Source organism: Saccharospirillum salsuginis, assembly GCF_014651855.1.
GTDB lineage: Bacteria > Pseudomonadota > Gammaproteobacteria > Pseudomonadales > Natronospirillaceae > Saccharospirillum > Saccharospirillum salsuginis.
This window is the reverse complement of sequence record NZ_BMXR01000001.1, coordinates 498810-511096: the sequence shown is the minus strand read 5'-3', so window position 1 is coordinate 511096 and position 12287 is coordinate 498810. Positions and strand designations below refer to the sequence as shown.

8 protein-coding genes are annotated in these 12287 nt (G+C 61.0%); 5 read left to right on the top strand and 3 right to left on the bottom strand.

Annotated features, from left to right (window positions below; translation table 11 throughout):
* Positions 1-5: 5 nt before the first annotated feature.
* The 5 genes from IE111_RS02150 (at position 6) to IE111_RS02130 (ending at position 8122) form a co-directional block, all read left to right on the top strand.
* Positions 6-1694, top strand: coding sequence for a methyl-accepting chemotaxis protein (locus IE111_RS02150; protein ID WP_189606833.1), 1689 nt, complete (start codon positions 6-8; stop codon positions 1692-1694).
* A 265-nt stretch (positions 1695-1959) separates the two neighbouring features.
* The gene (rnr, locus tag IE111_RS02145; protein ID WP_189607045.1) at positions 1960-4368 is read left to right on the top strand and encodes a ribonuclease R; all 2409 of its coding nucleotides are present in this window, start codon (positions 1960-1962) and stop codon (positions 4366-4368) included.
* 29 nt (positions 4369-4397) lie between these two features.
* On the top strand, positions 4398-5162 hold the full coding sequence (gene rlmB / locus IE111_RS02140) for a 23S rRNA (guanosine(2251)-2'-O)-methyltransferase RlmB (RefSeq protein ID WP_229805139.1): 765 nt from the start codon (positions 4398-4400) through the stop codon (positions 5160-5162).
* 889 nt (positions 5163-6051) lie between these two features.
* Entirely contained in the window at positions 6052-6972 is a 921-nt protein-coding gene (locus IE111_RS02135) for a DegV family protein (protein WP_189606832.1), read from the top strand.
* 310 nt (positions 6973-7282) lie between these two features.
* Positions 7283-8122: an alpha/beta fold hydrolase gene (locus tag IE111_RS02130; RefSeq protein WP_189606831.1), complete on the top strand. Its 840-nt coding sequence runs from the start codon at positions 7283-7285 to the stop codon at positions 8120-8122.
* A 305-nt stretch (positions 8123-8427) separates the two neighbouring features.
* Here the strand turns inward: IE111_RS02130 and IE111_RS02125 are convergent, their stop codons facing one another.
* The 3 genes from IE111_RS02125 to deoC are packed head-to-tail and all read right to left on the bottom strand — an operon-like array spanning position 8428 to position 11783.
* Positions 8428-9663: a phosphopentomutase gene (locus IE111_RS02125; protein ID WP_189606830.1), complete on the bottom strand. Its 1236-nt coding sequence runs from the start codon at positions 9661-9663 to the stop codon at positions 8428-8430.
* A gap of 25 nt (positions 9664-9688) precedes the next feature.
* Positions 9689-11008, bottom strand: a complete 1320-nt coding sequence (gene deoA / locus IE111_RS02120) for a thymidine phosphorylase (protein WP_189606829.1) — start codon at positions 11006-11008, stop codon at positions 9689-9691.
* Between the two features lies 1 nt (position 11009).
* A complete protein-coding gene (gene deoC, locus IE111_RS02115) occupies positions 11010-11783 on the bottom strand; it encodes a deoxyribose-phosphate aldolase (RefSeq protein WP_189606828.1) in 774 nt (257 codons plus the stop codon).
* Between the last annotated feature and the right edge of the window lie 504 nt (positions 11784-12287).

The window sequence follows — 12287 nt, the reverse complement described above, 5'->3', positions numbered from 1 at the left end:
TCATCATGCTTTCCTCCCTGAAACTCAAAACCCTGATCAACCTCTACGGCGCTTTTCTGTTGCTGGCCATGGTGGGGATCGGCGGATTCGCCCTGTATCAGATTCAACAGTTGGGTAGCCGAACCGCCGTGCTGGTGGAAGAGGATGTCCCGATAACCCTGGCGATGGAAGACCTGCTCAATCTCTATCAACGCCAGGAAACCTTATACCAACAGGCCTTCGCCTATGCCTGGAAGGACAACTACAGTTCGGAGGCCGACGTGAACGCCGCCTACCAGTCTTTCAGCGAGGTCAACGAACAGTATTTCCGGCGGCTGGATGAATTCGAGGCCTTACTCAACACCTGCCTCGCCTCGGCCGGAGACGGCGAGCGCGGCCAACTGTGCCAATCCATGCTCGAGCAGGTGCCGGACCTGAAAACCGGACACGCCGCCTACCTGGAACAAGCCGAAAAAGTCATGGCCCAGCTGCGGGACCTGGAGCCGAAACAGGCGGACTACATGTCCAACCGCGCCCAGGCCGAAGTGGACCTGATGAAAGAGCAACTCAAGGCCATGGAAACCTTGGGCATGCAGGCTGTAACCTCCGCCTCCACCGCCGTGCGGTCCGCCCAGAACTGGACGCAGCAGGTCGTGCTCAGCGTCATCGTCGCCATCCTGGTGCTCAGCCTGATTCTAAGCTGGGTGATTCTGCGCCATTTCGCCCATTCGATTCATCGCGCCGTCTACCTCACCGAGGAACTGGCCACCGGCGACCTGACCCGCACCCGGGTCGTCACCACCAAGGGCCGCTCCGAAGTCGGCCAGGTCATCCGCGGCATCGTCGGCATGGTCGAGCGCATTCGCGACGTCATTCGCCAGATCGACCAACTGGCCATCGACAACGACCAGGCCGTGCAACGGTTGAGCGACGTCACCGACTCCCTGCGCCGCTCCAGCGACCACCAGAACGACGCCGTCACCACCATCGACCAGAGCCTCGCCTCCGCCAACGACATCGTCGGCCAATCCACCGACCTCACCCATCGCCTCGTACACTCCATGGACGCCGCCTACACCACCGCCGGCGAACTGGCCGAAACCGGCCGCACCGCCAGCGACATCATCGAACATGCCCAGACCGACGTGAACCAGGCGCAAACCCGCATCCTCGAACTGGACGAAACCTGCCACAACATCGAAAGCATCATCGAGGTGATTCAGGGCATCTCCGAACAAACCAACCTGCTCGCCCTCAACGCCGCCATCGAAGCCGCGCGTGCCGGCGAACAGGGACGCGGCTTCGCCGTCGTCGCCGACGAAGTACGCTCCCTGGCGCAACGCACCCGCGCCAGCACCGAAGAAATCGAAGGCATGATCACCACCCTCATGACCAAAGTCCGCGCCGCCGTCGACGGCATCCAACGCGGCCAGCAACAGATCCAGCAGGCCAGCACCCACATGACCTCCATGTCTGACCAACTCGTCACCATGCGCGAAGGCTCCAACACCCTGCGCGGCGACGTCGACGCCATCGAGCAGGCCACCGAATCCCTGGTCAGCGTCTTCGAACAAATGCGCTCGATCAGCGCCACAGTGGGGTCGGCCAGCCAACAGGTCGGCGAAGACGCCAAAGCCTGTTACCACGCCGGCCAGCAAATCGCCGGTTCGGCCAGCCGACTGCGCGAGCAGGTGTCGGTATTCAAGGTGGAATAGCCACTCAGGAACATGAGTCTGGAAGCTGGCTAGTGGCGGATGTCGGGTAGATGTATTCGGGGATGTGGGCCGCCAGGACGGCGGCCGTCAAGCCCCCATGGACGGGTTCACGGCGACCCCGAATACATCTACCCGACAGCCGGTGCGGGTTCAACCACCAAACAAACCCCAAGGCATAGAATGCCAATACCCCCTGACGTTATCCCACCCAGGATAATTGCGTTATACTGCGCGCAAATTCAACTCCAGTTAAGGACACACGCTTATCAGCCGTCGGAAACCCGCTGACCCGAACCGCGAACGGGAAGCCCAGAAATACGAACATCCCATCCCCAGCCGGGACTTCATCCTGTCGCACCTGGAAACGCGTCAGGGACCGGCCACCCACCCCGAACTCTGCCAGGAGTTGGGGTTGACCGACGAACGGGATGTCGAAGCCCTGCGCCGCCGCCTGATCGCCATGGTCCGCGACGGCCAACTGCTGTGTTCGCGCAAAGGCGCCTTCGGCCTGATCAACAAGATGGACCTGATCAAAGGCCGCGTCCAGGGTCACCCGGACGGCTTTGGCTTCCTGATCCCCGAATCCGGCGGCAAGGACTTCGTTCTTAATGGTCGGCAGATGAGCTGCTGCTTCGACGGCGACGTCGTCCTGGCCCGCAAGGGCGGTCGTGATCATCGCGGCCGGACCGAAGCTATCATCACCGAAATCCTCGAGCGTAATACCCAGAACCTGGTCGGGCGCTTTCACATCGAAGGCGGCATCGGCTGCGTTGTTCCGGAAAACCGTCGCATCGCCCAGGACATCCTGATTCCGCCCGGCGACGAAGCCGGAGCCAACGAAGGCGACATCGTCGAAGTCAACATCGTCGAGCAGCCGCGTTTCCGCCGCCAACCGGTCGGACGCGTCAGCGAAGTGCTCGGCGAACACATGGCGCCGGGCATGGAAATCGACATCGCCTTGCGCACCCACGACATTCCCCACGAATGGCCGTTCGAAGTGCAGGAACAGATCGCCGGTATGAGCGACCAGGTCCACGAGGCGGACAAAGCCAACCGGGTCGACCTGCGCAGCAAGCCCTTCGTCACCATCGACGACGAAACGGCCCGCGATTTCGACGACGCCGTACTGGCCGAGCCGGTGCGCGGTGGCGGCTACCGGCTGTACGTCGCCATCGCCGACGTCTCTCACTACGTCGAAGTCAGCGCGCCGCTGGACGTCGAAGCCCGCGGCCGGGGCACCTCGGTGTATTTCCCCGAGCGCGTCATCCCGATGTTGCCGGAAATCCTCTCCAACGGCCTGTGTTCCCTGAACCCCGAGGTCGATCGCCTGACCCTGGTGTGCGAGATGACCGTCAACGCCCGCGGCGAGATCGAAAGCTACCGTTTCATGGAAGGGTTGATCCATTCGCACGCCCGATTGACCTACAACCGGGTCGCCGAACTGCTCGATCCTGAAACCGCCGGCGATGCGCGCAAAGGCTTCACCGAAGACTTCGGCAACAAGGTGGTGAAGAACATCTCCACCCTGCGCGAACTGTTCAAACTGTTTCTCTATCAGCGCCGCAGGCGTGGTGCCATCGAATTCGAAACGGTCGAAACCAAGATTCTCTTCGACGACAACCGCAAGATCGACCGCATCGTTCCGAGCGAACGCAACGATGCCCACCGGCTGATCGAAGAATGCATGCTCGCCGCCAACGTCTGCACCGCAAACTTTCTGGAAGAACTGGAAATACCCTGTCTGTATCGGGTGCACGATACGCCGTCGTTCGAGCGGCTGGAAAACCTGCGCCAGTACCTGGGTCAACTGGGCCTGGAATTGAAAGGCGGCATGAAACCCCATGCCAGCGACTACCAGGAACTGCTGAATACCATCAAGGGTCGGGAAGACTTCCAACTGATCCAGACCATGATGCTGCGCTCGATGAACCAGGCGGTGTACCAGCCCGATAACATCGGCCACTTCGGTCTCGCGTTCGAAGCCTATACGCACTTCACCTCACCGATCCGCCGTTATCCGGATCTGCTCGTGCATCGCGCCATTCGCAGCGTGATCCGCTCCGGCAAGCGCACCTCGCTCGTGCGCCGGGTGAAGGATGCGCCGCGCATCAGGAAAAACGACATCTACCCCTACGACTACAAGGCGATGCTGGAGCTCGGCGAGCACTGCTCGCTGACCGAGCGCCGTGCCGACGAAGCCACCTGGGACGTCGTCGCCTGGCTCAAGTGTGAATACATGAGCGACCACGTCGGCGAAGAGTACTGGGGCACCGTCTCCTCCGTCACCAACTTCGGCCTGTTCGTTCAGCTGGACGACGTCTATGTCGACGGCCTGGTGCATGTCTCGTCGCTGCAGAGCGACTACTACCAGTTCGACGAAGCCTCCTACCAGCTCAGGGGTGAACGCACCCGGGTCAGCTACGGGCTCGGTGACCGGTTGCAGGTCAAGGTCGTGCGCGTGAACCTCGACGACCGCAAGATCGATTTCGAACTGAGCGGCGAATGGGTGCACAAACCGGCGCGTCCGGGGAATGTCCGTGGCTCGAAAGCACGTGCTCGCAAACCGCAAAAAACCGGCGTAAATGCAGGCGATAAAAGCTCGCCGAAGAAAAAATCGGCCAAGAAAAGCGGCAAGAAGAGCGGCGCGAAAAAGAGCCGCAAGCCTAAATCCTGAACGCGACGCCAACTCGGAGAATTTACTGAGTGACTCACGGAACCGCCCAATGGGTGTACGGCATTCACGCCTGCCAGAGCGCCCTGGAACACCACCCGGACCGCATCCGCGAAATCATTTTCCTGAAGGGCCGCCAGGACCAGCGCATACAACGATTGCTGGAATTGGCCAAGGCCTCGGGCATGAAATTCCGCTGGCAGTCGCGCGAGGAATTCGATCGTCTGCTGAACCGTCAGGGACTCTCCGACGCCCGTCATCAGGGCGTCCTGGTGCAGACCCTGGCCGCGCCGGTACTGAGCGAGAACGACCTGGATGAGCTCATCACCGGGCTCGACCATCCCGCCTTATTGCTCGTACTCGACGGCGTTACCGACCCGCACAACATCGGTGCCTGCCTGCGCAGTGCCGACGCCGCCGGTGCCGATGCCGTCATCGTCCCCAAGGATAAATCCGGCACCCTGACCCCCACGGCAGTCAAGATCGCCTCCGGCGCGGCCGACAGCGTACCGTTCGTTATGGTCACCAATCTGGCGCGCACGCTGGATCACCTCAAGTCAGCCGGTATTTGGGTTCTGGGCGCCGCCGGCGAGGCGAAAGCCAATCTCTATCAGTGCGACTTCAAGGTACCGTCGGCCATCGTCATGGGCGCCGAAGGCAAAGGCCTGCGCCGCCTCACCCGGCAGACCTGCGACGACCTCTTCCAGATCCCCATGGCCGGCGACGTCAGCAGCCTCAACGTCTCCGTCGCCGCCGGCGTCAGCTTATTCGAGGCGGTTCGGCAGCGGTTGGGTTAGAGCCTGTAGTAGTTTCTGTGGCCCATTTCGAAACGGCTCGTTATTGTGCAGTGCCCGAAACCCGTCTGCCGGGGAGTGGGTAAGGCTCTCCTGGGCGGTCCGACGCTTCGGCGCCGTGAATACGTCCATGTAGGCCAGACGGCGACATCCATGTCGCCCACTCCCCTGGAGCACCTCACCCACTCCCCGGCGGACTGGTCTGTTGTGCCGAATTAATAACCCCCCCCAGGTTCTAGGTTTGGTAGGTTGGATTAGCCCGAAGGGCGTAATCCAACAATACAAAGGTGCCTTAGGCTTACCGATAGGCGCGTTGCCAATGTTGGATTACGCGCTACGCGCTACCGAAGCCGGAATGCCGGACCAGACGTACCGATCCAACCTACGTGCTACGGACCTTGGGAATAGGTAATGAACATAGGCACGGATGCGAGCGACGGATGTCGGGGTGACGTCTGCGGGGATGTCTGAGGCATGGATGCCGAAGCCAAGCCCCCATGGACGGGTTGACGGCGGCCCCGCAGATGTCACCCCGACAGCCGGCGCGGACCCAGGCACATATCCGGAGTAACCCCATTAACAAGCCATCACCTCTATATCGCCATCAGCTAATTTAGACAACCCAGGAACTTGTCAAATTCGTTAACTGGTTCACAAGCGGAATTCTAAAGTTGTGCTGGACTTAGGTTTCGGACCTTTTGGCCGATGGAGTCGATGGCCGGCCCAGCCCACCTTCAGTATCGGCTTGAATCCTGCCCCTCGATTCCCCATGAGGTGTTTTTCGGCCCACAAGATGACAGACTGTCATACATTGGCGCCTGGCTGGCCATCAGTAGTGCAAGGGAGCGACCCTCGTGTCCCTGTGATAACGACCAACAAGAGCGAGATAAAGATGACAGAACGCATTCGACTGGTAGTGGATTCCGGATGTGATATCCCCAAAGCCACACTGGACCGTTACAACATCGGCCTGATACCCGGGTTGGTGGTGATTAACGGCGAAAAACAACCGGACCGGCGCGATCCGGAAGTCACCCAGGCGATTTACGAAGCGAATGCGCTCAGTCTGAAAAACGAATGCAACACCGACACCCCACCGGTCGCGGATATACGCGAGTGGCTGAATGATATGGGTGAAGGCTATGACGCCCTGTTGATTCAAACCATCAGCCGCACCACCAGTCCGTTTTTCGAAACCGTGAACCAGGCCACCAATGGCGTTAACGACGTCAAGTGCCGTCTCGTCGATACCAAGACGACACTGACCGGCCAGGCCGTTTTGGCACTGCATACCGCCGGTTTATTGAAGCACGACCCGCCGATGGGCAAGTTGGCGCGTACGATCGAGCAATTGACCCATCAGGTATACAGCTATGCCATTCCAGCGGATCTGGTGTATGTGCGGGAACGTGCCGCCAAGAAAGGGGTCGAGCAGATTCCCTGGTTCAAGGCGAATCTGGGCAAATGGCTGGGCATGACCCCCATCGTGGAGAGTCATCAGGACAAACAGTGGATCCTGGGCACCAACAAGGGCATCAACCGCTCGCTGCAACGCATCGTCGACCGCCTGGAAGAGCTGCTGAAACAGGACAAGCTGTCCTCGCCCTTTATTTGTGCTTCGATCGCGGCCGGCAGTGTCGCCGAACTCGGCGAATTCTCGCAAATCGAGCGACTGGCGGAATTGGCGCGGCAGTACAACAAAAAGTTCGTTCGCTCGGCGATGTCGCTTGCGGGCGGCGTGAACCTGGGGCCGGGCAGTGTGACACTGGCGTTCGCCAGTCAAGTGAACCCCTTCACGGATAAGGATCTTTGATCCGGGTCGGATCAATCCTTTGAGCGAAGAAGGTTGACCGGAGCCTGGGAATCTGGTCATTTAACAACGGAAGCATTCAACAAGAAGATCGCTCAGCTAAACGGAAGACGACTGAACAAGTAAGCCGGTGGAAGAGCCAATGACGGGCCACCGGCTTTCTATGCATTTGGGACGGAAAGACATTATCGATCAACGGCACAACGAGAGGGAGACACCATAAAAGAAATTGATACTGCCATGGGGGGATAAAACGGTGCCCCTCTAGGGATTCAGGGAACGCAGTGTCATCTGTATCGGGAAGGTGAGTTCCATGATCGATAATGTACGTACTATTGTGGCCGGCACGGGTCTTGAGGCCCGCTATTTAACCCTGGGCGACCGACAGGCGGGAACACTGCCTCTGGTGTATCTGGGGGGCGCGTTTCAGACCTGCATGAATGTTGAGCGCACGTTGCGGCAGATCTATGCCGAGCGCCAGGTCATCATCATCGAAATGCCGGGCTTTGGAGAAACACCGGTGGTCGATCGCAGTGTGGATTGCAAGACGATTTCCGACAGCGTCGGCCTGGTGGTGGATCATTTGGATATCGGTCGCTTCGATCTGATCGGCTGCAGCTATGGCGGCATATTCGCGCTGGAAGTCGCGCGTCGCCGTAGCGAGCAGGTGCGCCGCATCATCCTGGCGGGTACCAGCCCGTTCCCGCAACCCACCGAGCGGGGCTTGCGGTTGAGCCTCAACCTGCTCGACCACGGCCATCACGAACCGTTCGCCGAACTGTTCGCCCAGTTGGCGATCTCCCTTCCGCATCCGACCAAGCGCGAACTGTTGCGCAAACGGTTGCTCACCTCCCTGGTCGGACAACCCGAGGAGGTGTATCACCGGTTCCGCGAGAATACTCATCGCCTGTTCCTGATGAAAACGGTGCCCGCCTTCACCGGCCATCCGACCCTGTTGCTCGATGGCGAGAGCGACACCTTTACCGACCCGGTCTGGATGAAGCAGCAGGCTGCTCTTCACGATAATGTGTCGGTGGAGTTGCTGCCGGGGTGCGATCATTTTTTCCACATCGAAGATAAGGTGGCGACGGCCCGGTCGGTGAATGAATACCTCGATCAGGCCTGGATTCAGGAGGAGCGTCGTTTGGCTTGACTGGGTGTGTCGGATTACGGGCTCACGCCCTAATCCGACCTACGGTTTTTTTATACCTTGGCAGATAAGCCTTGTAGGGTGGGCACCGCCCACCATGATCGTGCCGAGGCACCGCTTTGTCCATGGTGGGCGGTGCCCACCCTACGCGGTAGGTGTCCTACCAACCTACGTTTTTTATACTTTGGCAGTCTAGTAGGTTGGATTAGGCCGAAGGCCGTAATCCAACATCCAAACTGTACATCCCTGCATAAAAAAAACCGGGCGCGAAGCCCGGTAAGGAAGCAATGACAGGTGAAGGGGTTGGGTTAGCCCGCTTTTAACTCGGGCAGGAAGCTGGTGCCGTAGTCCATCGCGGACACGTCCAGGAAATCCGCCAGGGTTTGACCGATATCGGCGAAGGTTTCCCGTTCGCCCAGGTTCACGGCGTTCATGTTCTTGCCATAGACCAGTACCGGAATGTGTTCCCGGGTGTGGTCGGTGCCTTTCCAGGTCGGGTCGCAACCGTGGTCGGCGGTCATGACCAAAACATCGTCGTCTTTCATTGCCTCCAGCAATTCCGGCAGCCGCCGGTCGAACAACTCGAGTGCGGCCGCATAACCGGCGACGTCGCGGCGATGGCCGTAGGAGGAATCGAAGTCGACGAAGTTGGTGAAGACGATGCTGCGGTCCGGCGCCTTGCCTGTGTGTTCCAGTGTGGCGTCGAACAGGGCTTCCAGGCCGTTGGCCTTGTATTTCTGGGTGATGCCGACCTGGGCGTAGATGTCCGCGATCTTGCCGATGGAGATGACTTCGCCACCGTCTTCGGCCAGCTTCTGCAGCACGGTCGGGCTCGGCGGCGGTACGGCGATGTCCTTGCGGTTGCCGGTTCGCTTGAAGTCGTCGGCGTTCGAGCCGATGAAAGGGCGTGCGATGACGCGGCCGATGTTGTATTCATCGACCAGTTCGCGCGCGACGGCGCAGAGCTCGTAAAGCCGGTCCAGGCCGAAGGTCTCTTCGTGACAGGCGATCTGGAAGACGCTGTCCGCCGAGGTGTAGACGATCGGCTTGCCCGTCTTCATGTGCTCTTCACCCAGGCGCGCGATGATTTCGGTGCCGGAGGCGTGGCAGTTGCCGAGCACGCCCGGCAGATCGCAGCGCTCGATCAGGTCGTCGAGCAGGGTCTGCGGGAATGAATTGTCCAGGTCGGAGAAATAGCCCCAGTCGTAGAGCACCGGTACGCCGGCGATCTCCCAGTGGCCGCTCGGGGTGTCCTTGCCGCTGGACAGTTCGCGGGCATAGCCGTAGCTGCCTTCCGGGGCCGGGTGCGGTTCCATGCCGGCCGGAACCTCGCCGCCGGCGCTTTCGGTAGCGGCGTTGACCAGGCCCAACCGGGTCAGGTTGGGCAGCATCAGCGGGCCGTGGCGGTTCTTGTCCGCCTTGCCCTCGGCACACCATTGGGCGATGTGGCCCAGGGTGTTGGCGCCCACATCGCCAAAGCGGTCGGCATCCGCGCTGGCGCCGATGCCGAATGAATCCAATACCAGTACGATGGCGCGTCCCATGGTTCCTCCAGTGTCCCGCTTAGGGTCAATCATCGGTAATGCGTTCATACACCGGCTGCAGTGCCGGTGCTTCGCCATCCGCGATCGGGATGGCCTTGTTCAGTCGTTCGCGCACGTCGGTCAGTTGGTCGTCGTCTCGTACATGCGCCATTGCCAGGGTGTCGCCGGCTTTGACCCGGGTGCCGGGCTTGATCAGGTCGGTCAGGCCGACGGCGTGGTCGATCTTCTGGTCGGCCCGGGTGCGGCCGCCGCCGAGGGCCACCACGGCCAGGCCGATGTCGCGCACCTGCATGGCCTGGACGATGCCGTCGCGCTCGGCCTTGATGGGTTCCATCATGGGGGCGGTCGGTAAATATTCATCGGGCTTGTCGGCGAAATCCGCCGGGCCGCCCAGGGCGCTGACCATTTGGCCGAAGCGCTCAAGGGCTTCGCCGGAGTCCAGCGAGGCTTGAAGCTTGTCGCGCGCCTGATCGATGGTGTCGGCCAGTTTGCCGGAAACCAGCATTTCGGCGCACAGGGCCAGCGTCACTTCGTGCAGCACCGGGTCGCGTTCATCGCCCTTGAGGTAGGCCACCGCCTCGCGCATTTCCACGGCGTTGCCGGCCGAGCGGGCCAGCACCTGGTTCATGTCGGTCAGTAGGGCGGTGGTGGTCACGCCCGCGCCGTTGGCGACCTTGACGATGCTTTCGGCCAGCGCGCGGCTCTTTTCCGGTGTCGGCATGAAGGCACCGCTGCCGACTTTGACGTCCATGACCAGAGCGTCGAGCCCCTCGGCCAGTTTCTTGGACAGGATGGACGCTGTGATCAGGTCGATGCTTTCTACGGTCGCGGTGACGTCGCGGATGCCATAGAAACGTTTGTCGGCTGGGGCCAGATTGCCGGTCTGGCCGATAATGGCGACACCGGTTTCGCGTACGGTCTTGTCGAACAGGGCGTTGTCCGGGTAGGTGTTGTAGCCCGGAATGCTTTCGAATTTGTCCAGAGTGCCGCCGGTGTGGCCCAGGCCGCGTCCGGAGATCATCGGCACGTAGCCGCCGCAGGCGGCGACCATGGGGCCGAGCATCAGACTGACGACATCGCCGACGCCGCCGGTGCTGTGTTTATCGAGTACCGGGCCCGGCATGTCCGGCCAGTGCATCACGTCGCCGGAGTCGCGCATGGCGGTGGTCAGGGCGACGCGTTCGTCCAGGTTCATGCCCTGGAAAAACACGGCCATGGCGAAGGCGCCGACCTGGCCTTCGCTGATGCTCTCGTCTTTGATGCCCTGGACAAACCAGCGGATTTCCTCGGCGGACAGTACGTCGCCGTTGCGTTTACGACGAATGATTTCCTGTGGCAGATACATCTCAGTAACCTCCCTGACCGGTCTCGCCAGAGGCGTGGCCCAGTGTTTTCAGCAAGTCGTTCAACAGGCTGCTGGCGCCGAACCGGAAATGGGCCGGTGTGATCCAGTCCGCGCCCATCAGACGCTCGGCCAGTTGCAGGTAGGCCTGGGCGTCACCGGCGGTGCGAATGCCGCCGGCGGCCTTGAAGCCGACGTCCTTGCCGCTGTCGCGAATGGCGGTCAGCATGATCTCGGCCGCGTCCAGGGTGGCGTTGACGGGGACCTTGCCGGTGCTGGTCTTGATGAAGTCGGCACCGGCGGCGATGGCGATGTCACTGGCCTGGCGAATCAATTCGGGTGTGCCCAGTTCGCCGCTTTCGATGATGACTTTCAGTTGCACCGAGTCGCCGCAGGCGGCTTTGCTTTCGGCTACCAGACGGTGGCCGGTGTCGCTGTCGCCGGCCATCAGGGCACGATAGGGGAACACGACGTCCACTTCGTGGGCTCCGGCCGCGATGGCGCTGCGTGTCTCGGAAACGGCGCGATCGATATCGGTGGAGCCGTCCGGGAAGTTGGTGACGGTGGCTACGCGGACCGCGGACAGACCGGCGGCAGCCAGGGCCTTGCGGGCAGTGGCGATGAACGCGGGGTAGACACAGACCGCTGCCGGGTGGCCGGCCGGGGTGTTGGCCTGTTGGCACAGGGCGGTGATGATGTCGTCCGTGTCGGTGTCGTTCAGACTGGTGAGGTCCATCAGGCTGAGGGCCTGCTTGGCCGAAGCGTGTAGCGCGTTCATTGTTTTGTTGTCCAAGTGGTCAGCTTTTGGTCAAGTGTATGAGGTTCATCGGGGAAATACAATATGGTGGCTTTGTGTGTGAGTGCCAATGGTCCGCGTCAGGTGGCGGGGTAGGCCCATCCGGGGTCGCCGTGAATCCCTCCATGGAGGCTTGACCGCAGCATCCATGCTGCGCACATCCCCGGCTGGACCTACCCCGCCTCCAGACGCTTACTTCGGTGGTAGCTCAACCGCAGCATCCATGCTGCGCACATCCCTGGCTGGACCTACCCGGCCACCCGACGCTAACCTCGGTGGTAGCTCAGCCACAGCATCCCTGCTGCGCACATCCCCGGCTGGACCTACCCCGCCACCCGACGCTAACCTCGGTGGTCGCTCAACCTCGGCGTTTCGTAGGGTGGGCACTGCCCACCACTGGAAGAATATTCAACCACCGAAAAATGAACCTTTGCCACTCGTCGCTCGTCCGGTCTAATCATTGGTGGGCGGTGCCCACCCTACGAA

Bases quoted from the DNA above. Each gene is read 5' to 3' on its own strand.
- IE111_RS02125 (WP_189606830.1), bottom strand. From the start codon at position 9,663: ATGGGACGCGCCATCGTACTGGTATTGGATTCATTCGGCATCGGCGCC.
- deoA (WP_189606829.1), bottom strand. From the start codon at position 11,008: ATGTATCTGCCACAGGAAATCATTCGTCGTAAACGCAACGGCGACGTA.
- deoC (WP_189606828.1), bottom strand. From the start codon at position 11,783: ATGAACGCGCTACACGCTTCGGCCAAGCAGGCCCTCAGCCTGATGGAC.
- IE111_RS02150 (WP_189606833.1), top strand. From the start codon at position 6: ATGCTTTCCTCCCTGAAACTCAAAACCCTGATCAACCTCTACGGCGCT.
- IE111_RS02130 (WP_189606831.1), top strand. From the start codon at position 7,283: ATGATCGATAATGTACGTACTATTGTGGCCGGCACGGGTCTTGAGGCC.
- IE111_RS02135 (WP_189606832.1), top strand. From the start codon at position 6,052: ATGACAGAACGCATTCGACTGGTAGTGGATTCCGGATGTGATATCCCC.